This is a genomic window from Ruegeria sp. CE9 (genome assembly GCF_056537425.1).
The window spans coordinates 41,121-62,283 of record NZ_JBQFRO010000015.1 but is presented as its reverse complement, the minus strand read 5'-3'; the positions used below and the strand labels follow the sequence as shown (position 1 = coordinate 62,283).

The window sequence follows — 21,163 nt, the reverse complement described above, 5'->3', positions numbered from 1 at the left end:
CTTGAAATTGCCCTAATAATGCTGACATCATCTGACTTTCCTCCACTCGCAGCGATACGCGTGTTTGCCGTCGCGGCCCATTACGGAAACTTTAAACGCGCTGCGGTCGAGCTTGGTGTGACGCCGACAGCCGTCAGCGCCCAGATCAAGTCCCTTGAAACCTACTTGGGCTGCTCCTTGTTTGATCGCTACGCTCAATCCGTTGTGCTGAACGAGGCCGGACAGGGTTTTGCCGAAGCTTGCGAGGCAATCTTTGCGCGGCTGGAGCGCGCGGTACAAGAGACTCGTCAGACCGCCAGCCGATCTTCCATCACAGTCGGCGTCGGCGCCCTGATCGGGTCGCAATGGTTGTCCAGACGCTTGTTCAGCTTTTGGCAACGCTTTCCTGAAACTGGCCTGCATCTGCAGTATTCGCCGGGCGGGGTCGAGTTTTCTGACGGCGAAACGGATCTGATGCTCGCTTGGGGCAACGGACGCTGGCCGGGTTTGACCTCTGAAGCGCTGCTACAATTTAAGACCTCTCCGGTTCTCAGTCAGACGCTTTTGGCTGGCGAAACTCTTCCAAGCCATCCCCGAGACTTGTTGAAGTTGCCACTGTTGCATTGGAAGGATCAACACGACTGGCTGGAATGGTTTGATGCTATGGGTGTCGAGACAGGTGGCTCTTTACCCGGCGTCGTTATTGATGATTCCAGCGTTCTACTGAGGGCAGTGTTGTCTGGGCAGGGAGTATCTCTCGGACTTCTAAGCCTAATCCGAGACGAGTTGAACTCAGGGCAATTGATCCAACCCTTTATCGAAGAATTCAAACCCTCGCGATCCTATCACCTGGTCTACCCATCTGACACCATGGAGCACGCACATCTAAAGGCCTTTCGGGATTGGGTCATGGAGGAAGCAGGCCAAAACGGTAGCTAACAACTTATTCTGTCTGAACGCCATGTTCTAGGCCGGGCCCAACCCATTGATAGGGTCATGCCAAAGCCTTTACGAAAGGCTATTCCAGGGCTCTGGACGCAAACTTAAGCACGCCAGTCAACTCACCCTCAAAGCTCTCGACATATCCGACTGTAGTAGAGGACGACCCGATGTCAGCGCATTTACTGACTGCACGAGTGCGGTGCGGTCAATTCGGAAATGTCGATACAATTCCGCGATTGATCCTGTCTGACCGAAATGTTCGACCCCGTGTGAAATCGTCTGATGCCCCATCACAGAGCCCAGCCAGTTCAGTGTTGCAGGATGTCCATCCAAAACTGTTACCAATTTACAGTAAGGTGGCAGTGGTGCCAGAAGCTGCTCGATATGGCTCTGCGCCGCTGAATTGCCAAGCGCGCGTTCCCGCTGCGCGGCTGTCCAGCCAGCGTTCAACCGGTCGGCAGAGGTGACCGCAAGCACCCCAATGTCGCGACGGCTTTCTGCGATAAGTCCCGCCGCCGCGATCGCCTCGTCCGCCACAGCACCTTGATAGGCAACTACAACCTCACAATTCGGACCCGGTTTTCGCAGCCAATAGGCCCCGTCAATCGCACCTTGTCGGAACGCTTGGTCCACGCGTTTGCCCGGCTGTTCCAACTGCTTCGTCGTGAGGCGCAGATAAACTGATCCGCCTGTTGCGTCACGCAGCCACGTGCGTTCATCAAAAATCGCATCACCATCGCGTTGGATATAGTCAAAGGCCCATTCCATGATCACTGCAAGCTCGTCGACAAAGGCAGGCTCAAAACTTGCCAAACCGTCCTGAGCCATTCCAGTCAGCGGTGTTCCGATCGACTGATGCGCGCCACCTTCGGGGGCAAGCGTCGCGCCCGACGGTGTCCCGACAAGAAGAAAGCGGGCATCCTGATAGCAAGCGTAATTCAAAGCGTCCAAACCACGATGAACAAAAGGATCGTAGACCGTTCCAATCGGGATCAGGCGCTTGCCGAACAGGGAATGCGACAGACCTGCAGCAGCCAATAGCAGCATTAGGTTCATCTCGGCGATACCAAGTTCGATATGCTGACCGTCTGGGGTAAATTCCCATTTCGCCGTAGATGGGATGCGATGTTCAATGAAAGCATCCGCCTGCTCGGATCGGGCAAACAACTTGCGCCGATTGACCCAGGGGCCCAGGCTGGTGGTGCCAGTCACATCAGGTGACGTCGTCAAAATGCGTTCCGCAAGCGGGTTGTCACGTTTGCTGAGGTCGTCCAGTATTTTGCCAAACGCGATCTGTGTCGAGGTTTCGCGGCCAGTGTCCGCCTTTATGTTCGGGACATCTATGTGGGCATCGGAATGCCTACGCGCTCCTTTCGAAAAGAACGGGACATCAGATAGGAAAGCACGCAGTGCCGAGGGGTTCTTGACGGTCGCATGCGGTTCCCATTCTTCACCTTCTGCGACGCCCATATAGCGCTGCCATTTCGCAAACTGGGCGATATTCATCAGACCGCCGTGATTGTCCTTATGGCCTGCGATCGGGGTGCCCCACCCTTTGATTGTATAGGCTAGAAAACAGGTCGGGCGGTCATGATCTATCGCATCAAACGCGGCGGCCATGGTCTCAACGCAATTGCCGCCGAGGTTCTCCATCAAAGCAGAAAGCTCGTCGTCGCTGAGCCGTTCGATCAGGGCGGATACGTCCCCTTGATCCCCCAGATCGTCCAGCAAACGCTTGCGCCAGACTGCGCCCCCCATAAAGGTCAGGGCCGAATAGTCCTGATTGGGGCAGGAATCGATCCATTCACGTAGCTTTTGGCCACCCGGCTCTTCGAAGGCCGCGCGTTGAAGCACGCCATGCTTAATGCGCACTACGTCCCACCCAAATGCATCAAAGATTTTTTCGACACGTTCGAACAATCCCTCGCGCACGATTCCGTCCAGAGACTGACGGTTGTAATCAATGATCCACCAGGTATTGCGAAGATTGTTCTTCCACCCCTCTTGCAGGGCTTCATAGATGTTGCCCTCATCAAGTTCGGCATCGCCGACCAAAGCCACCATTCGACCCATTGGCACATCTTTGCCCCAGCTTTTGGCCGCGATGTAATCCTGAACCAGCGAGGCAAACGAAGTGATGGCCACGCCCAGACCGACAGAGCCGGTTGAAAAATCCACGTCATCCACATCTTTTGTTCTGCTGGGATAAGATTGCACCCCGCCATATCCGCGAAAATTCTCCATACGGTCGCGGGTCTGGTTGCCCATAAGGTACTGCATCGCATGAAAGATTGGGGACGCGTGAGGTTTGACCGCAACCCGATCCTCGGGCCGTAGCGCTGAAAAATACAGCGCTGTCATGATCGAGACCATCGACGCCGACGATGCCTGATGCCCGCCGGTTTTGATCGTGTCGACTTTGGGCCGCACATTGTTGGCGTGATGGATCATCCAATGCGACAACCATAAAAGTCTTTGTTCGATAGTTTTGAGATGTTCGATCTTTGTTGGCATGCCCGTCTCCTCACGCGCAAATTATCAAAGCCTGACTCGAAAAATGTGCCAATTTTTCGTGTAATCGAAGGAATTTGGCGGTATTCGACTAAGAAACAGCCATTACTTAGCAGAAACAGCCAAAGCAGATACCCAATGGATGACTTGGACATCAGGATACTACGAGAGCTTCAGGAAGATGCCCGAATCTCATTGAACGACTTGGGTGATCGGGTCGGTTTGTCCCCTTCCCCGTGTGCGCGAAGAATCCGCAAGCTTGAGGCAGAAGGGATCATCCAAGGCTATTCAATTCAGTTGGATGACGAAAAGCTGGGGTTTGGATTTACGGTGTTTGTCTCAGTCCGTCTGGACAGGCAGATCGACAGCTTGCTCGACGATTTTGAACGCCATGTCAGCACCTGTTCCGAGATCGTCGATTGTTGGTTGATGACCGGGAGTTTCGATTATCTTTTACGAGTCGTTGTCGCCGATCTGCGCGAGTTCGAGAGCTTTCTGACAGGGAAACTCACTCGGATACCCGGCGTTGCATCTATCGAAAGCTCGATCCCCATCCGACGTGTGAAACACCAAAACGGGCGCCTCGCTTGAACTTGCCGGTCCGGGGCTAAAGCTCGGCGCGCAGAGCTTTGGTTAGACGATCCAGATCGCTCTGATCGTTGTACGGTTGAAAGGATGCGCGAATAAAACTGCGGGCTTTGAAGGGGATAACTGGAATTTCAATCCCATAAGTGTTGAACAACCGGGCCTGCAAGTCCTTGCGTTCAACCCTAAGATCCAGGGAAACCAGCTGCGGTGCGCGCATCTTTCTGGGGGCCAAACGCGGCAGATCCAGTTCCGCCACAAGCTCTTGTGCCCAGTCCTCCAGAACTTCCGCAGAGGTTCGACACAATGACAACCAGCCGGTGCGTTCCACAAAGTCGCACGCCGCGCGGACTGTCAGCAGCGGGATGACGTCGGGTGTTCCGGGAAAACCCATCCGGTCCACATATCGGCTGTTTCCGAACGGTCCCTGATTGGAGCGGTCCGTGGTCACATCCAGCCAGCCATTGCTGAGAACTGTGGGTTCAATAGCATCCTGCAAATCCCGCCGAACATACAAGAAACCCGCGCCATTTGCCGCCATCATCCATTTGTGGCAATTCCCGGCAAAGATGTCCGGGTCAACATCGCGAATGGAAAAGGGCACCAACCCCGGCACATGCGCCCCATCCAGAATAGACCAGATATTGCGCTCTCGGGCCTCGCGGACAATTTCGGCGACGGGAAAATGCAGCGCGGTTGGTGACGTGATGACGCTGATCACCATGGCCTTTGTACGCTCGGAAAACGCATCGACGATGCGGTCAGTGAACTCTTCCGCGCTGGATAAATCGGTCGGGATATCAACCACCTTGACCACTGCGCCTGTGTCGCGACACACAAGCTCTAACAGCTTCATCACCGCGCCGTATTCGTGATCGGTCGTGACGATTTCGTCGCCTTTTTCAAAGGGCAGACTGCGCAACGCGCTGTTCATGGCATTTGAGGCATTTGTGACGCCTACAATATCCATCGGGTCTGCGTGCAAACGATCGCCCAGCAAGCGCCGGACATGGGACAGCTCGGAATTTTGGTTGAAAACGCCCTCGCCCGCCCGGATCGGGTCGAAGAACGAGACCGGATTGGCGGCGATACGCTTATAGAGCGCACTGACCTCATCCATCACAGTATTAGGAATGGCCCCAAAGGATCCATGGTTCAGAAATGCGATGTCTGGGTCCAGCGAGAATTCAGAGCGCAGGTCAGACAAGTCAGTTCGCCTTCATCGTTGGGTCCAGCGCATCCCTGAGACCGTCGCCGACAAACGTAGCGGCCAGAATCGTGATTGCCAGCGCAAATGTTGGGAACACTGTCATGTGCCAGTAAAAGAACATGTAATCCGTTCCGGTGTTGATCATTTGACCCCAGCTGGGCACGGGCGGCGCAATGCCGACGCCAAGAAAACTCAGCGCCGCTTCAAGCATCATTGCCTGTGGAATCGCAAGCACAAAACCCACAATAATCGGCGAGATCGCATTGGGCAAAAGGTGCTTGCGGACAATGTAACTTGACCCGGCCCCTAGGGCCCGCGCCGCCGTTACAAACTCGCGCTCCTTATAGGCTTTGAATTGCGCCCGGACCAAAAGGCAGATTTGCACCCACCCGAACAAGGTTGCCACAAACAGGATGGAAAAGACGCCACCGCCGATCAAAGCCCCCAGCAACAGCGCGGCCAAGAGGGGCGGCACGACCGAGAATATCTCGATGACCCGCATGATAAACCAGTCTACACGGCCGCCAAGATAGCCCGCGGCAGCGCCCAGGGGGATACCGATCAACGTCGCGAAAAAGGCCGCCGCAAACCCCAGCCCGACGGAAATCCGCGCGCCGTACACGATGCGCGAAAACAAATCACGCCCCAGATTGTCCACACCGAACCAGTGGTCCGCACTGGGAAAAGCCAAAGAGTCGCGAAGATAATCCTGGGCGGCATAATGATCGCTGGCTACCAAAGGCGCGAAGATCGCCAGCAGAACAATCACGATCAGAACAAATGCGGCGACAACGGCGGCCTTGTTGCGCAGAAACCGCTGAAACGCGAAATACAACTGGCTATGGCTTTTTGCGGTCAGCCCGTCTTCGCCTGGCCCAGGTACATTTGCGTTGGTTGTCATTTGCTCTCTCCTCCATGGCGAATACGGGGATTCAGCAGCATGTACAGCAAATCTGAGATCAGGAAGGCGATGCAGAACATCAGGGTGATCAACAGCATCAGGGCCATTTCCATGGGATAATCGCGGTTCTGAATGCTGGAGACAAAGAATGAACCCAGACCCGGCACTCGGAAGATGCTTTCCACAAAGATCGACCCCGTAACCGTACCCACAAACATTGGCAGGAACACGGTCACCATCGGCAGGGCCGAATTTCGCAGAACATGGACAAAGATGATCCGCCTCTCGGACAAACCTTTGGCGCGCAGTACCGTCACAAAGGGCTGGTTCAATGTATCCAGCATCGCCGATCTGGTAAATCGCGCGTAGGTCGCCATCGGCACAAGCGCATAGGCGATGATTGGCAGGATCCAGCGCTCGGGCCTACCCCAACCACTGGCGGGCAACCATCCCAGCCAGACCGCAAAAACAAGGATCAGCAGCATGGCCGACACAAACACGGGAACGGTCAAACCAAGAGTCGAGATGACCGAGGCAATGTAGTCCATGATCGAATTTCGACGCAACGCGGCGACAATCCCCAGTGAAATTCCCAAAACGGTGCCAAGCAAGATGCCCAGCCCCCCAAGAATCAGGCTAGGTGGCCATGCCTCGGCCAGCAGGCCCAAAACGGTTTCTCCGGGACTTTGGAACGGCACCCCGAAATCCAGCTGTGCAGCCCGAACCATGTAATTGAAATACTGAACATATATGGGTTCGTTCAGACCCAGGCGCTCCTCAAGCTTTTCCAGAATTTCGGGCGGTATCGGCATTTCGGCCGCATCAAAAGGACCACCCGGGATCGAGTGCATCATTAGAAAGATAATGATCGAGACCACGAAGAAGGTGACAACAACCGAGGCCAGCCTGCGCAGAACAAAACTCAGCATGTCAAAGGTCCTCGCCGTTCGTCAGCATTTCGACCTGGTGATCGTCACCGACGCTGACCAATTGGCGCTGGCCTTCGCCGGTCAAACCATCCACACGCTGGATACTCGCCTCGATCTGATCGCGGGTCATGAAACTGCGTTCGCTTCGTTGGCGTGGGTCCGGATTGGGGATCGCATCCAACAGGTTGCGCGTATAGGGATGGCGCGGATTTTCAAAGATCGACTTGGTATTGCCAGTTTCAACAACGCGCCCGCGGAACATCACCATGGCCCTGTCGGTCAGTGAATGAATCACGCCCAGATCGTGACTGACAAACAGGATGGACAGGCCCATATCTTCCTGCAAATCCAGCAGTAGGTTGATGATCTGCGCCTTGACCGACACATCCAAAGCCGACGTCGGCTCGTCCGCGACCAATACTTGCGGGTTCAGGATCAATGCCCGCGCGATTGCGACCCGCTGACGCTGACCGCCAGACAATTCATGGGCATATCGCGGGCCGAAATCTGGGCGCAGACCAACCTTTTTCATCATTTCATAGGTCTTGTCCCGCATCGCATATTTGTTGCGCATTCCATGCACAACCAGAGGTTCGGCGATGAGGCGTTCCACCGTATACATCGGGTCCAGCGCGGAATAGCTGTCCTGAAACACGACCTGAAACCGCTTTCTCAGCGGTTTCAGCTCTTCCATCGACAGATCGGTGATATCTTGACCTTCAAGCCAGATGCGTCCCGATGTCGGCTCTAGCAGGCGCAGCGCCATCAACCCGGTGGTGGATTTACCTGACCCACTTTCGCCCACCAGCCCCAGAATTTCATTTCGTTTCAAGGATAAGGACACATTATCAACCGCCAGAAAGCCGCTCTGCCCTTTGACGCGAGATCCGAAAACCTTCGAGATGTTTTCCAGTCGCAGCGCTTCTTCGATCATTCGCTCAACCTCCAGCATGAGGCTTCGTGATCATCTGATAAGATTGTCACGTCCGGATGGGCTTCAAAACACTTGTGATCAGCCTTGTGGCAGCGCGAGGCAAAGGGGCAGCCCTTGAAGTCCGCTGTAATCTTCGGGGCCGATCCGGGTATTTCGACCAGCCTGCCTTTGTTCTTGCGCTCGCTATCCATCGTAGACAACAGCGCCTGCGTATAGGGGTGATGCGCGTCTTCGAAAATGGTGGTCACGCTTGCCCGCTCCATCACGCGGCCACCATACATCACGACCACGTTGTCGACGGTTTCGGCCACAACGCCCAGATCGTGAGTGATCATGATTAAACCCATCCCACGTTCTCTGCGCAGCTGGTTAATCAGTTGCAGGATCTGTGCCTGAACCGTAACATCCAGCGCCGTTGTCGGCTCATCCGCGATCAGAATTTCGGGCTCACAAGACAGCGCCATCGAGATCATGGCGCGTTGCAACATCCCGCCTGAAAGCTGATGTGGGTACAGTTTGAACACAGCCTCGGCATGAGGAATGTCGACCTGTTGCAGTAACTGGATCGTTTTTTCCCGCGCCTGTGCTTTGGTTATTTTCTGATGGGCGCGAAGTGTTTCCACGATCTGAAACCCGATGGTGAACATCGGATCTAGCGAACTCATTGGATCCTGAAAAATCATCGAAACAAGCCTGCCCCGAATACCTGTAAGGTCCTTATTCGTGGCCGTCATCATATCGGCATCGGCCACCTGCAACGCATCGGCGCTTATTCTGGCAGAGCTTTTGGGCAGTAAACCCAGGGCGGCAAGGCAGGTGACAGATTTCCCGGAACCGGATTCCCCGACGATTCCGATGCTTTCACCTTTTTCCAGCCGGATCGAAACGCCCTGCAACGCGTGCACTTCGCCCCCAATCTGATCGAAACTGACCTTCAAATTGCGAATTTCGATTTGGGGCATTCAGGCATTCCTTGGAAATTGAAGAGAGCGCATGACACGCTCTCTCCTTGAGTGTGATGAGGGGGCTATTCAGCACTCAGGTGTGTGTAGAAATAGTGTGGCAACGTGTCCAGAACGGTGAAGCCAGCGCCGTTTGGCTCTGCTCCATCTCCGGACAGGTTTTCCGCCATGACCGAAGTGGTCACCGGGTGCACCAGAGGCACGATGGTGGCATTGTCGATCAGGATCTGCTCGGCATCGGCATAGTGCCCCAGACGTGTGTCCCAATCGGTTGTCGCCCCTGCTTTGTCGACCAACGCGTTGTAATCATCATTGTTATGGTGATGACGCCCGCCGCTATAGAAGATGCCATACCAGTTCGACGGATCGGCATAGTCAAATTCGTAGGGTGCAAAGAAGAAGTTGTTGGACCGGTTGTTGAGCGCATCGACCCATTCCCGTACGGTCATCGTTTTAAGGCCAATTTCAACACCCAGATGCTCGGCAAACTCGGCTTGCAGATATTCAACAGTCGGGCCGGTGATTGCGCCGGTGTAACCGCCCTGGTCACGCGACCAAAGTTCAACCTCGGGGAAGCCTTCGCCGTTCGGATAACCCGCCTCAGCCAGCAGAGCGCGCGCTTTTTCCGGGTCAAAAGTGACCTGACCGGCAATCTGTTCCTGATGCCCCGGGAACCCTTTTGGTACGATCGATCCGGCGGGGATCGCACTGCCGCGCAGTACGGTTTCCGTCAGCTCATCGCGGTCAATCGCGTGCCAAAGAGCTTGACGTACCAATGGGTTATCAAACGGTGCCATATCTGTGTCGAAGGACAGATAGAAGGTGGCAAACACCGTGTTTGTTGCAACCTGATCCGGATAACGCTGCTCCACAAAAAGGATCTGACCGGCGTTCAGCCCTGTAAAGCTGGCTTCTTCCGCCAGGAAGGCGGGAAGACCGACCTCGGGCGCCCCAATCTCAGGGTCCATTTTGATTTCTGCAAGGCTTGCCGGCCACGGGCCAACGTAATTTTCGTTGGGCACAAAGGTCATGGCGTTGTTTGCCTTGGCCCATTCGCTAACCACATACGGGCCAGACGCAACCAATGTGCTTTCATCTGCCGCATATTCGTTTCCGTGGGCTTCCACCGCATGGCGAGGAACGGGATACAGGGCGGTTGTCACCGCAGGCATATAGGCGACAGGTGCGGTCGTTTCGATGACCAGCGTATGATCGTCTGCTGCGCGCACACCGATCTCGCTTGGTGCAACCTCACCTTCGGTTGCCGCTTTCCAGTTCTTTACCTTACCGGCAAAGTCCCAATACCAGCCAAAGTCATAGCCCTGCTCGGCCGCGCGCTGCAGACCGAATACATAATCATGCGCAGTCAGAGGCGTGCCATCGGACCATTTCAGGTCAGGCTGCAGGTTGAACGTCCAGCTTAGCCCGTCATCCGACTGGCTCCAGGATTGCGCGCCACCCGGCGACAGATTGTAATCCTTGTCATAAAGCGTCAGCGCCAGTTGGACAATCTGGGTCATACCCGGACGGTTATAGACCGTCTGCATCCAGTCCATGTACGTGCCCGACGTAAACGGCCCCGGCGCTTCGACCTTACCATCTGCGAATGCTGAATTGATCGACGAAACCGCCAGCAACCCAGCCAATCCAAGCTTGCGAATGTGTTTCATTAGTTGCTCCCTTTTGGCATTCCGACCCGATGTCTGCGCCGGTTCAGTGTATTTTTAGAACTGCGCTGCTTCGCCTATCGATCCGCAAATCCGACGCAAATTCATTCCACAAGCCTAATTGCAAATTGAGAGCCATTGACATGTTTTGCTTGCGCCTGAAGATCATTGTCATACACTTTTCGGAACCTAAAGACAGGATAGGACATGGCGACCTATTTCAAGTACCTGACCCAAAACCCGGAATGCGCGCCTTTGGGGTGTACTTTCCTTGCATCCGGTCGGTCCCGGACCTTGCCGGGACAAAATTACCCGCCCAACCGGCATCCGAATGATCACCATTTCACATGGTCCAAGGGTCGCGTTTTGCAGGCCTACCAATTCGTGCATATCAAGTCAGGGCAAGGCAGGTTCGAGTTTGGTCGGGGCCGTCAGAAACGCCGTGTCAAAGCTGGCGAAGTTTTGATTCTGTTCCCGGGAATGTGGCACAGATATTCGCCTGATCCGGACACCGGATGGGAAGAAGAATGGATCGAATGCAAAGGTTCTGCGCTGGAATTTTTTGAACACAGTCGCAACCTGGATCGCAGCAATCCTGTTTACGACGCATATGACGGGCTGGAGACGCATATGCAAAATCTCCACGATCTGGTGCAGTCAAACGCGGTTGGAAACCAGTTGATTCTGTCTGCCATGTCGGTTCGGATCGTCACCGAGTTTGTCCAATCGCGCCAGGAAAAAAAGGAAAAACAGCGCGATATCCTGTCGCGCGCGCGCATGATCATCACTGAAAATGCGACCGAAGAATTCAAGGTCGAAGATCTGGCGCGTGAGCTTGGCGTAAGTTCTTCCTACCTGAGACGAATATTCAAATCACAACTGGGTCTGTCCCCAAAAGAGTTTCAGATCAGCATCCGCCTGCAACGCGCCTCGGACCTGTTGCTGAACTCTGATCGAATGATGAAAGAGATCTCGGGCATCCTTGGTTTCTCATCCGCATTCCACTTCTCAAAACAGTTCAAAAAGACCTATGGCCTGCCCCCTTCGCAGTGGCGCGAAGAGAGATCGCTGGCGTTTGAGCAGAGCAAAAACTAGACGATCCCACCGCCCGAACCCGTGGTTTCGGGTCGGCTTGCGGCGACCTGGGCACGGTAACCCGCCGCGCGGTAGGTTCCGACCGGATCAACAGCGCCGCCATTTTGGATGCGGGCCTTTGCCAGAATAGAATCGACATCCGTATTGAACGCGTCGCGCAGGGTTCTGGATGCATAAATCGCGTCATTGTCCTGCTGGTACCCGTCCAACGCAACGCGATCCACGATCAGGGCACGAACATAGGCACGCTGAACCTCGATGACCGAACACATCAGGCTTTCGATCGGGTCCGTGACATTGTGGCTTTGATCCAACATGTAGGCCGGGTCAAAGCCCGGTTTGCCCGTCAGATCCACAAGTTCGTTGAAAACAAGAAACAAGCGGAAAGGGTCAATCGATCCACTGTCCAGATCGTCATCGCCGTATTTGCTGTCATTGAAATGAAACCCGCCCAGTTTTCCAAACTGGAACAGGCGCGAGACGATCATTTCAATATTTGCGTTTGGTGCATGATGCCCCAGATCCACAAGGCACTGTGCCTTGTCACCCAACTCGCGCGCCGCAAGATAGGAACTGCCCCAATCCTGAACAACTGTGGAGTAAAAAGCCGGCTCATACATTTTGTGTTCGGTAAACAGCCGCCAATCAGCGGGCAGCGCTGCGTAAACTGCTTTCAACGCTTCAAGGTACCGATCAAATTGACGGGCAAAGTGTGTCTGCCCTGGAAAGTTCGAACCGTCACCGATCCAAACGGTCAACGCCTTGGACCCGATGGCATTTCCCAATTCGATACACTCGATATTGTGCTCGATGGCCTGTTGCCGCGTTGCTGGGTCGGTGTGGGAGAGTGACCCGAATTTGTAGCTATGCGGTTGACCCGGTTGATCCTGAAAAGTGTTCGAGTTGATCGCGTCAAAGCCGATCCCAAGCGCCTCGGCTTTGGCCCTAAGTTCAGACGGGGCTGCCTTGTCCCAAGGGATATGCAGCGAAACGCGCGGCGCCGCGCCGGTTAACTGATGGATAACAGCGCAATCTTCCAGTTTGTCAAAAACATTACTCGGCTCGCCCGCGCCAGGAAACCGCGCAAACCGCGTGCCGCCTGTCCCCACACCCCAGCTGGGAATAGCAGTTTCGAACGCAGCGGCCTGCGCAATGATCGCATGAATATCCAAATTCCGGCGCGCCAGCTTTTCGCCAAGATGGTCAAAATCCGCACGCAGGTTTTCCGCATTCTGTTCGTTGTCTTGCGCGATAAAGGATGTGTTGATCATGTGGTCACCGTGTAAACGCCTGAACGTTTCCTGCATCGACATTGATTATGTTGGCCGTAGATTTGGCAGAGGCGTCAGAAGAAAAGAAATAAACCGCCTCGGCGATATCCTCTGGCAGAACCGAGCGCTTTAGCAACGACCGTTTCCGGTACATGTCTTCCAGCCCTTCCTTGTCGGTCCCATAAGTTCCGGCGCGCTGTTCCAGCCACTCGCCTTCCCAAATGCGCGACCCGCGCAGAACGGCGTCCGGGTTCACCACGTTCACGCGAATTCCGGCCTCTGCGCCCTCTAGCGCCAAACAACGCGCCAGATGAATTTCGGATGCTTTGGCGGTGCAATAGGCACTGGCATTAGGCGACGCCGCGAGACCATTTTTTGACGCCACAAAGCTGATCGACCCACCGATATCCTGAACCCGCATGACCCGAAATGCCTCACGCGAGACAAGGAAATAACCTGTAGACAGAATCGACAAGTTCTTGTTCCACAGATCCAGCGAGGTGTCCTCGATTGGGGCGGAACTTGCGATGCCTGCATTGGACACAAGGATATCGACGCCGCCAAACTCGACCGCTGCTTCGGCAAACGCGTCTGCGACGGCGGCCTCATCCGTCACATCCATGATCAAGGATCGCACCACGTCTGCGCTGTATTTATCCGCCAGTTCGCCTGCCACCTGCTTCAGGGCATCAGGGTCGATATCCGCCAAAACGACGCACGCCCCCTCGCTGAGATGACGTTCTGCTGTGGCGGCACCGATCCCGCCCGCGCCACCGGTCACCAATGCGACCCGCCCGGCCAGCGATTTCGGCTTGGGCATCCGCTGCAATTTGGCCTCTTCCAGCAGCCAGTATTCGATGTCAAAGGCTTCCTGCTCATCCAGCCCCTGATAGGTGCTGACGGCCGAGGCACGACGCATCACGTTGATCGCGTTGACATAGAACTCTGACGAAATTCGTGCGGTCGCTTTGTCTTTCGCAAAGGAAAGCATGCCAACGCCCGGCACCAGATAGATAACAGCGTTAGGATCTCGAATGGCCGGAGAGTTGTCGTGTCTGCAGCGCTCGTAATAGGCCGCATACTTATCGCGATAGGCCGCGATAGCGCCGTCCAGACCTTTGATGACCGCATCGACATTCGGCTTAGCAGGGTCAAAATCAACCACCAAAGGAGAGATCTTAGTGCGCAGGAAATGGTCGGGGCAGGATGTCCCCAACGCTGCGAGCGGCTCAAGATCGGCGCTGTTGACGAATTCCAGAACCTCAGCGCTATCATTGAAATGCCCGACCATATGCTGGTTGCCACTGACATACCCCCGAATGGCTGGCATCAACTGCGCAGCTACCTGTCGGCGTTGGGATGCGGGCAGGGTTTGATGCACAGCCCCACCAAATGCCGGCTTGTTTTCCAGCTTTACAGCAAACCAGGTCATGGCCTTCTGGATGACGTCAATGGTCAGCTCGTAACAGTCCTTGGCGTCATCAGCCCAAGTAAACAGGCCATGGCTTTCCAGCACCACGCCTTTGGCACCAGGATTTTCATTGCAGAACTTTTCCAGCCACAGGCCCAATTCGCAACCAGGGCGCTTCCATGGCAGCCATCCGATATCGTCGCCGAAAACCTCTTGGGTCAGCGCTTTGGAATTGACCGACGCGGCGATCGCGATGATCGCATCGGGATGCATGTGATCGACATGTTTTTTTGGCACATAAGCATGAAGTGGTGTGTCGATGGATGCCGCGCGCGGGTTCAGATTGAAGGTACAGTGCGGCAAATACCCAACCATTTCGTCCTCATGTTCGGGGCCACGATAGACGGACTTCAGCGCGTGCAGCTTGTCCATGTAAAGCGTTGCAAACCCGTCCATCTTGATCGAGCCCACATCACCGCCCGAGCCCTTGACCCAGAGAACCTCAACATCCTGACCAGACAGAGGGTCTTTTTCGATAACCTTGGCCGAGGTATTGCCGCCACCGTAATTGGTTATGCGCTTGTCGGAACCGAGGAGATTCGAACGATAAAGCAGTTTTTCCGTCTCGCTCATACCGCCTGCGATGGCATCATCCCATTTGTTTGAAAGAGTATTTTCCTGCGTCATTAGACTATGCCTTCGTAAACGGCTGCTGCCGATCAATTTCCTTTGACGCATAAAGTCACCATTATCGGTCATAATCAATAATTTTCGATCAACCAGGGTGAAATTCTGTGTCCTCTTAAATTACTTTGATCACCCGTGACCGCTATTGACGGCATTTTGCGTCTCTCTTACAGTCACCGACAAGGAGGAGCGAATGCACGAGAAAGAGCGTCATGCGATCATTCTGAATGCCATTCAAACCCGGCCAATCCTGACGATTGCAGAAATCTGCGACCTGACGAACGCGTCCGAGGCAACGGCCCGTCGTGATGTAACCATGCTGCATGATCAGAAAAAGCTCAAACGCCTGCGTGGCGGGGTCGAGGCCTTGCAGCCACCACAACCCGAACTCGCCGGTCGGCCTTTCAGCTTTAACGAAACCATCCAGACCGCAGAGAAAGATGCCATTGCACGCCGCGCGGCCGAACTGTGTAAAGACGGTGACAGTGTGATCCTGTCAGGTGGAACCACTGTTTTTCATATGGTTCACTCAATCTCGCAACGGCGCATGCAGGTTCTGACAAACTCGTTTCCCGTGGCGCAGCACCTGATCGGCCACTCTCAGAACACTGTCACATTGTGTGGCGGGACGGTTTATCGGGGACAGAACATTATCCTGTCACCCTACAAGGACTCCGTCACCGACAACTTTGTTGCATCGACCGCTTTTATCGGTGCGCACGGCATCGGATATCAGGGCATCATGGAAGCCGATCCTCTGATAATCCAATCAGCATTGGCACTGGTAAAACAAGCCCGCGAAGTTGTCGTGCTGGCGGACAGTTCGAAGTTCGACAACCATCACAGTATGATCTTATGCGGCATTCAAAATGTTTCAAAACTCATCACGGATGACCGGATTCGGGACGCAGACGCCGCAATGATCGAAAGCAATGGCGTCGAATTGATCACAGTCCACGTACCAACATCGACTTGAGGCGACATATTGCCATGGAAAAAATCGCGTTCAAGATGATCCTCAACCCGGGTCAGATGGCTGAATACATGAAACGACATGATGAGATCTGGCCCGAGCTTGTGACACTTCTCAAGGATGCGGGCATCTCTGATTATTCGATCTTTCTGGATGAAGATACAAACCACCTGATCGGCGTTTTGTGGCGCACAGGTGATCACAAGATGGATGCGCTGCCTGAACAAGAGATCATGCAAAGATGGTGGGCCTACATGGCCGACATCATGCAAGCGAACGAGCGGAACGAACCAACTGCCATACCTCTGACCCAAGTGTTCCATTTGCCCTGATGGTTGAATCATGACGACGACGCGCCATGTAGCCGTCATCGACGTCGGCAAGACCAACGCAAAAGTTGCACTTGTCGATCTAGAAACCGGCACTGAAATTGCTGTTGAGAAACACCCAAACCAGGTGCTGACCACCGGACCTTGGCCCCATTACGACATGGGCACCCTGTGGGCCTTCGCGCTGGAGGGATTGACCGATCTGCACAAGCGGCATGGCGTAGATGCGATTGCGGTTACCACTCATGGCGCAGCTGCGGCCTTTGTAGTCCCCGATGGCCAATTGGCTGCCCCGGTTCTTGATTACGAACACGACGGTCCGAACGAACTGGCAACAAGTTATGGCGCATTGCGCCCTGATTTTTCTCTGACCGGTTCGCCGCGCTTGCCCGCTGGTTTGAATCTGGGCGCCCAGATTCATTGGCAATGCCAGATGGACCACGACCTGCTAGACCGAACCAGGTTTGTCCTGCCCTACCCTCAGCTCTGGGGATATTGGCTGACCGGCGTTGCGGCAGCGGATGTCACCTCACTGGGTTGTCACACGGATCTTTGGCTGCCGCGTACTGGCACCTATTCAACGCTGGTTCAGGCCCTTGGCCTTTCAGAGAAAATTCCCAAGCCTTGCTTGCCTGGTAAGATCCTGGGACCACTGATGCCCGAAATCTCGGCTCGGACTGGCCTTCCGATCTCAACGCCAGTGGTCGCAGGCATTCATGACAGCAACGCTTCGCTGGTTCCCTATCTCGGCATGGGACCCGAACCTGTATCGATCCTGTCAACCGGAACCTGGGTGATTGCCATGGCGATGAATGCGCCAGTACCCGATCTTTCCATGCGCCCCGACTGCCTGCTGAATACCAACGCATTGGGCTACCCGGTGCCCTCGGCCCGTTTTATGGGCGGGAGGGAATTCGAACACGCGTCTCGGGAAGACGACAACCCGACCGCTCTTGACGCGCTATCTCGCGATCTGGCAACCCGTGCGCTATCCCGGCTCAACGATGTAGGGGCCCAAGGCCCCATTATTGTCGAAGGACCATTTGCGAATAACCAAGAGTTCCTGAACCAACTGCACAAGCAGCGAAAACAACCCATCTACAAAGCAGGCTCAGCCACCGGAACAAGCGTCGGGGCCGCAATGCTGTTTACAGATATTGGGACGTGCCCCCCGACGGGGCTATTGCGTCACGATCCCTGGTTGTCGAACAAAGAAGCTGGCAGCCTCTGAACTGTGCTCTCAAAAATTCATCGCGACACCAAAACTGAAACTGTGACCTGACGCGCTCTGCTCGCCGCCTATTCCGATATTCGCTGCATACTCTCCATAAAACGTGCTTGTCTGCGAGAGGTTAACTTGTGTGCCCAAGGTCAGCGTTGCACTGCTATCTCCAGTGCTGGATTGAATGATACTTTGGCCAAACCCAACAGCTATCTCTCCATCTATGGCGTGGAAATAGTCTGCTTGGCTATACACCAACGACCCATTGGCGAAGCCGCGCTCTAGCCTAACACCAAGACGAGTTGTCGTATTGTTTCCATCAGTGGCCGAAACAAATTGCTGTGCGCCCACTACATTGGTCGCGTCCGCATCAACGTTTACATAAGAAACCTGCGCCTGCGGAATGACCGACACGTTCCGGCTCAGTTCATAAATACGGCCAAATTCCAACGATAGGCCATAGCCACTGGCTTTACCCAAGGTTACCTCGCCGCCGTTTGGCAAAAAATCTGTTTCGAAGATCGCATATTTGAGTTGATTATCCCAGTATACACCGTTTGTACCAACCCACGTCGCATTCAAGGTAACATCCAATGCATCAGTCGACACTTTCGCACTGGTGAGTGCGGAGGTCATCTTTGACTGCAGTTGACCAACTCCAAACTCTAGCCCTCCCAGCCAAGTACCGTTTGCTGATTCAGCGAAGGGTAAGCCAGCACCGAAACGAATTTCGGTGCTATGCCTGTCAACGAATCTGCTGTCGTAGACATAATTGCCCTGTTGGTATTCTGCTTGCACCCAACCAACCAGCTCCTGCGCAGAAATAAATCTGTCTAATGCTCTGCTGACAGTGCCCGGTACCGTTGTACTGGCTTTGCTGACTCCCAGAAATCGCTGCTGTGACGATCTGAATTGCATGTGATCGACATAATCCTGGACCGCCGTTGCGTAGATGTCGCCTGCCGGGTTCATCCACACATTACCTTCAGCGTCAAATGGGTTCAGGACGAATGTCCCCGATTGGGCATCATGCTCGAAGACAAAGGCAATCTGTCCATCGTTCACCGCCTCCTTACCATCATTGGTGACAAAGTTGGGCTCTGCCAGATAGAAGTCACTTTCCTCATTGGCACCTAGAACTCGCACCAAAGTAAAGACCTGCGCGTTCTCTGCATCGCTGCCAATCTCACTGAGAAACACGCCCTGACGGGTTTGATTGCTGTCTCCCCGGATAACAAGCAGATCACTCGTGTTGTTTGCGCCATCCACATCCAGCGCAACCGCTCCGCTGCCCTTTATATCCCGACCCAAAGTCAAAACATCATCGGCACTACCATTCTGCAATGACAACATGCCGTCGTTATGGACCCGATTTTCGAGCGAGTAGCGGCCAGCTCCTGAGCCGCTGAAAGACAGCGTGCTGTCAAGGCCAACCTCCACGGGACTGTTGTAGTCAAAAACATCAGACCGGATCCGCAGTGTGGAACCGGATGAAACCAAAAGGTTGTTTACCGTGTTGAGGTCAGATCCAACCAACCTGACCTGACTTCCATTCGCAATCTGCAAGTGATCCCAGTTGGCCAGCTGCTCCGAACGCACCTGCCCCTCCAAGCCCGTGAATATCAGCGTGTCTTGGGCATCTCCTCCACCGTCCAAGCCGGATATTGTGGAAAAGTCGTCAATTTGGCCAATGATCAGCGTATCGATCCCTGCGTTCAGCTCGATTTCGCCGACCACAGATGAACCATCGCGCAAAATAGTCTGGCTATTACCGTCACTGTTTTCTATCGCCAACCCTGAGCTTGCGGTGACCAAAGCACCAGCTGTGAGCTCGATCCGCGCCATAGTGTCGGCTTCGTTATTAGTTGCGATGCCGGTTCGGCCCCCTGTGACCATCCCCGAGGCAACTATAGAGATGTTTGCCTGATCACTCCGCGTTCTGACCGAAATACCTGATCCTGAGCCCCCCTCAGCGTTGTGTGCCCGGATCACCAGGTTTCCTGCACCATTCTTTGAGGCAACAATTCCACCCCGTCCGCCCGATACCGTACCGGTTGATGAAATAGAGATATCTGCGGCTTCAGCAAAACTCTGGACAAGAATGCCACGCCCGCGCGCACCGCCGATTGAGTTCTGAACTTGCAGGCGCATATTACCGGGGGTGTAGTTGGTGGCCCTTAGCCCGCTCCCATTTACATCGCCTATTGCGCTTGTGACATTGATGTCGATATCACCGCCGTCGAATGTAGACACGTCAATGCCGTTTGCGTTTGTCCCAATCCCAGTGATATCTTCCCCTCGGACCACCAAATGACCGCCAGAAAAAACCGTTGCGTGTAAACCAGTACCGTTGGTTCCAGTGACGTCTTGAACGTCAACTATCAGATCGCCGCGACCCCGATGCACCGAGGCAACCCCATTTCGACCACCAGTGATGTCGCCGCGCGCCCGAATCGAAGTCGTGCCCGACAGTTCTGAGGTATCGGTTAAAACGCCCCACCCTATCGTGGCAGTGACATCCTCCACATCTATATGCAGATCACCATCGCCGAGGCTGTTGGCCGCAAGTCCAGAATGCACGCCTTCGACAGCATTCTCAACGCGAATGGTCATATGGCCCGCCACCTCAGTACTCGAGGCCTGGATACCATGAAACAAGCTTCCCACAACACTGTTCGCGTAGATTGAGACATTGCCAGCTCCGATATTGCTGAGATCGATGCCAGATCTGCCACCTCGAATGGTTCCCGTGCTAATGGTCGAAATATTGCGACTGTCTGTACCGGCGTTAATTAAGATGCCATCTCCAGTTTCGCCTGTTACGTCATGGGTTGAAATTATCACATTGCCGAACCCATCGTTCACAAGACTTAGGCCCGAACCGCGCCCGATAATTTGACCTTCGGACGTAATCGAAACATCCGTACCAGTAGAAGTTAGCGACATACCCTCGTTCTGCCTGCCAATCACATTACCCTTTGTGTTCACTTCTAAAGCGCCAGTAGTGGCAATCAGCTCTATTCCGATGGTCCCGCTGATATCCGAACTGAACCCGTCTACATAACGCGCACTATCTCCGTTCATCCGAAGAGCAATTCGATCCGAGTTCAGACCGAAGCCGTTCTGGGTTCGAACTGTTATATCACCACCGCCTGAAATGTTGGTGTAATCGTCAATTGATCCACCTGGCAAATCTGACGCTGGGCCTGAACAAGTAAACTCACGCGATCCTACAACATTCTCGGTACAGTTCCCGGCGGCGGCTCCATGCGGCAGAACGCAAAAGGCAAATGTAAATAGACAACGGCGATCAATAACTGTGAACGATCTATTCATAGTGGGGTCCAAGGTATAAACGAGGGCGCATCCGCGCGGCCATCCGCCCCAAGAACCCGAGCGCAAATCACGATGAAGCCCGGTTCCTTAGAAGTTTGACAGCTGCGCCAAATGAGTGCCGATAAGACGAAAAAATGGTTCAGGCCGCGAAAAGCCACCGCCTGAAAGCCAATTGCAATATGCCCGCAAAGGATGCCCACAGCGAAGCTGCCGCTTTCG

At 54.4% G+C, this 21,163-nt stretch carries 16 protein-coding genes; 6 read left to right on the top strand and 10 right to left on the bottom strand.

The genetic code is table 11. The features are described 5' to 3' along the window. Positions 1 to 18 precede the first annotated feature (18 nt). On the top strand, positions 19 to 918 hold the full coding sequence (locus ACR0B3_RS21595) for a LysR substrate-binding domain-containing protein (RefSeq protein WP_480810860.1): 900 nt from the start codon (positions 19 to 21) through the stop codon (positions 916 to 918). Between the two features lie 117 nt (positions 919 to 1,035). On the opposite strand, the gene ACR0B3_RS21590 is transcribed toward ACR0B3_RS21595, so the two are convergent. Next, a complete protein-coding gene (locus tag ACR0B3_RS21590; protein WP_480810859.1) occupies positions 1,036 to 3,435 on the bottom strand; it encodes a 1-deoxy-D-xylulose-5-phosphate synthase N-terminal domain-containing protein in 2,400 nt (799 codons plus the stop codon). A 135-nt stretch (positions 3,436 to 3,570) separates the two neighbouring features. Here ACR0B3_RS21590 and ACR0B3_RS21585 point away from each other — a divergent pair, with 135 nt between their 5' ends. Beyond that, positions 3,571 to 4,023, top strand: coding sequence for an Lrp/AsnC family transcriptional regulator (locus tag ACR0B3_RS21585; RefSeq protein WP_480810858.1), 453 nt, complete (start codon positions 3,571 to 3,573; stop codon positions 4,021 to 4,023). A 16-nt stretch (positions 4,024 to 4,039) separates the two neighbouring features. Here ACR0B3_RS21585 and ACR0B3_RS21580 read toward each other — a convergent pair whose 3' ends face one another. From ACR0B3_RS21580 to ACR0B3_RS21555, 6 genes are all read right to left on the bottom strand, one after another. Next, a complete protein-coding gene (locus tag ACR0B3_RS21580; RefSeq protein ID WP_480810857.1) occupies positions 4,040 to 5,224 on the bottom strand; it encodes an aminotransferase class V-fold PLP-dependent enzyme in 1,185 nt (394 codons plus the stop codon). Between the two features lies 1 nt (position 5,225). Further along, a complete protein-coding gene (locus ACR0B3_RS21575) occupies positions 5,226 to 6,128 on the bottom strand; it encodes an ABC transporter permease (RefSeq protein ID WP_480810856.1) in 903 nt (300 codons plus the stop codon). After that, positions 6,125 to 7,057 carry an ABC transporter permease gene (locus ACR0B3_RS21570; protein WP_480810855.1) on the bottom strand — a complete coding sequence of 311 codons (933 nt, stop codon included), beginning with the start codon at positions 7,055 to 7,057 and terminating at the stop codon, positions 6,125 to 6,127. Before ACR0B3_RS21570 ends, ACR0B3_RS21575 begins: the two co-directional genes overlap by 4 nt. Position 7,058: 1 nt before the next feature. After that, on the bottom strand, positions 7,059 to 8,009 hold the full coding sequence (locus ACR0B3_RS21565) for an ATP-binding cassette domain-containing protein (RefSeq protein ID WP_480810854.1): 951 nt from the start codon (positions 8,007 to 8,009) through the stop codon (positions 7,059 to 7,061). Then, complete coding sequence (locus ACR0B3_RS21560; RefSeq protein WP_480810853.1) at positions 7,988 to 8,953, bottom strand: ABC transporter ATP-binding protein; 966 nt, start codon at positions 8,951 to 8,953, stop codon at positions 7,988 to 7,990. The genes ACR0B3_RS21565 and ACR0B3_RS21560 overlap by 22 nt, the downstream gene beginning before the upstream one ends. 65 nt (positions 8,954 to 9,018) lie before the next feature. Then, positions 9,019 to 10,623 (bottom strand): peptide ABC transporter substrate-binding protein, encoded by a 1,605-nt coding sequence (locus ACR0B3_RS21555; RefSeq protein ID WP_480810852.1) that lies wholly within the window; start codon positions 10,621 to 10,623, stop codon positions 9,019 to 9,021. Positions 10,624 to 10,827: 204 nt separating this feature from the next. Here ACR0B3_RS21555 and ACR0B3_RS21550 point away from each other — a divergent pair, with 204 nt between their 5' ends. After that, positions 10,828 to 11,715: an AraC family transcriptional regulator gene (locus tag ACR0B3_RS21550; RefSeq protein WP_480810851.1), complete on the top strand. Its 888-nt coding sequence runs from the start codon at positions 10,828 to 10,830 to the stop codon at positions 11,713 to 11,715. On the opposite strand, the gene rhaI is transcribed toward ACR0B3_RS21550, so the two are convergent. Next, a complete protein-coding gene (rhaI, locus tag ACR0B3_RS21545) occupies positions 11,712 to 12,986 on the bottom strand; it encodes an L-rhamnose catabolism isomerase (RefSeq protein WP_480810850.1) in 1,275 nt (424 codons plus the stop codon). The genes ACR0B3_RS21550 and rhaI overlap by 4 nt on opposite strands. A 4-nt stretch (positions 12,987 to 12,990) precedes the next feature. After that, entirely contained in the window at positions 12,991 to 15,084 is a 2,094-nt protein-coding gene (locus tag ACR0B3_RS21540; protein WP_480810849.1) for a bifunctional rhamnulose-1-phosphate aldolase/short-chain dehydrogenase, read from the bottom strand. Positions 15,085 to 15,277: 193 nt separating this feature from the next. On the opposite strand from ACR0B3_RS21540, the gene ACR0B3_RS21535 reads away from it, so the two are divergent. From ACR0B3_RS21535 to ACR0B3_RS21525, 3 genes are read left to right on the top strand one after another with little or no spacing between them, the layout of a single operon-like run. After that, positions 15,278 to 16,060, top strand: coding sequence for a DeoR/GlpR family DNA-binding transcription regulator (locus ACR0B3_RS21535; protein WP_480810848.1), 783 nt, complete (start codon positions 15,278 to 15,280; stop codon positions 16,058 to 16,060). Between the two features lie 14 nt (positions 16,061 to 16,074). Then, positions 16,075 to 16,389, top strand: coding sequence for an L-rhamnose mutarotase (gene rhaM, locus ACR0B3_RS21530; protein WP_480810847.1), 315 nt, complete (start codon positions 16,075 to 16,077; stop codon positions 16,387 to 16,389). Between the two features lie 10 nt (positions 16,390 to 16,399). After that, positions 16,400 to 17,617, top strand: a complete 1,218-nt coding sequence (locus ACR0B3_RS21525; RefSeq protein WP_480810846.1) for an FGGY family carbohydrate kinase — start codon at positions 16,400 to 16,402, stop codon at positions 17,615 to 17,617. 9 nt (positions 17,618 to 17,626) lie between these two features. On the opposite strand, the gene ACR0B3_RS21520 is transcribed toward ACR0B3_RS21525, so the two are convergent. Beyond that, positions 17,627 to 20,473, bottom strand: coding sequence for an autotransporter outer membrane beta-barrel domain-containing protein (locus ACR0B3_RS21520; protein ID WP_480810845.1), 2,847 nt, complete (start codon positions 20,471 to 20,473; stop codon positions 17,627 to 17,629). Positions 20,474 to 21,163: the final 690 nt, after the last annotated feature.

What these genes read in the sequence shown, in the direction of transcription:
- ACR0B3_RS21565 (WP_480810854.1), bottom strand. Translation starts at nt 8,009, where the DNA reads ATGCTGGAGGTTGAGCGAATGATCGAAGAAGCGCTGCGACTGGAAAAC.
- rhaM (WP_480810847.1), top strand. Translation starts at nt 16,075, where the DNA reads ATGGAAAAAATCGCGTTCAAGATGATCCTCAACCCGGGTCAGATGGCT.
- ACR0B3_RS21525 (WP_480810846.1), top strand. Translation starts at nt 16,400, where the DNA reads ATGACGACGACGCGCCATGTAGCCGTCATCGACGTCGGCAAGACCAAC.
- rhaI (WP_480810850.1), bottom strand. Translation starts at nt 12,986, where the DNA reads ATGATCAACACATCCTTTATCGCGCAAGACAACGAACAGAATGCGGAA.
- ACR0B3_RS21540 (WP_480810849.1), bottom strand. Translation starts at nt 15,084, where the DNA reads ATGACGCAGGAAAATACTCTTTCAAACAAATGGGATGATGCCATCGCA.
- ACR0B3_RS21585 (WP_480810858.1), top strand. Translation starts at nt 3,571, where the DNA reads ATGGATGACTTGGACATCAGGATACTACGAGAGCTTCAGGAAGATGCC.
- ACR0B3_RS21550 (WP_480810851.1), top strand. Translation starts at nt 10,828, where the DNA reads ATGGCGACCTATTTCAAGTACCTGACCCAAAACCCGGAATGCGCGCCT.
- ACR0B3_RS21560 (WP_480810853.1), bottom strand. Translation starts at nt 8,953, where the DNA reads ATGCCCCAAATCGAAATTCGCAATTTGAAGGTCAGTTTCGATCAGATT.
- ACR0B3_RS21555 (WP_480810852.1), bottom strand. Translation starts at nt 10,623, where the DNA reads ATGAAACACATTCGCAAGCTTGGATTGGCTGGGTTGCTGGCGGTTTCG.
- ACR0B3_RS21575 (WP_480810856.1), bottom strand. Translation starts at nt 6,128, where the DNA reads ATGACAACCAACGCAAATGTACCTGGGCCAGGCGAAGACGGGCTGACC.
- ACR0B3_RS21595 (WP_480810860.1), top strand. Translation starts at nt 19, where the DNA reads ATGCTGACATCATCTGACTTTCCTCCACTCGCAGCGATACGCGTGTTT.
- ACR0B3_RS21570 (WP_480810855.1), bottom strand. Translation starts at nt 7,057, where the DNA reads ATGCTGAGTTTTGTTCTGCGCAGGCTGGCCTCGGTTGTTGTCACCTTC.
- ACR0B3_RS21590 (WP_480810859.1), bottom strand. Translation starts at nt 3,435, where the DNA reads ATGCCAACAAAGATCGAACATCTCAAAACTATCGAACAAAGACTTTTA.
- ACR0B3_RS21535 (WP_480810848.1), top strand. Translation starts at nt 15,278, where the DNA reads ATGCACGAGAAAGAGCGTCATGCGATCATTCTGAATGCCATTCAAACC.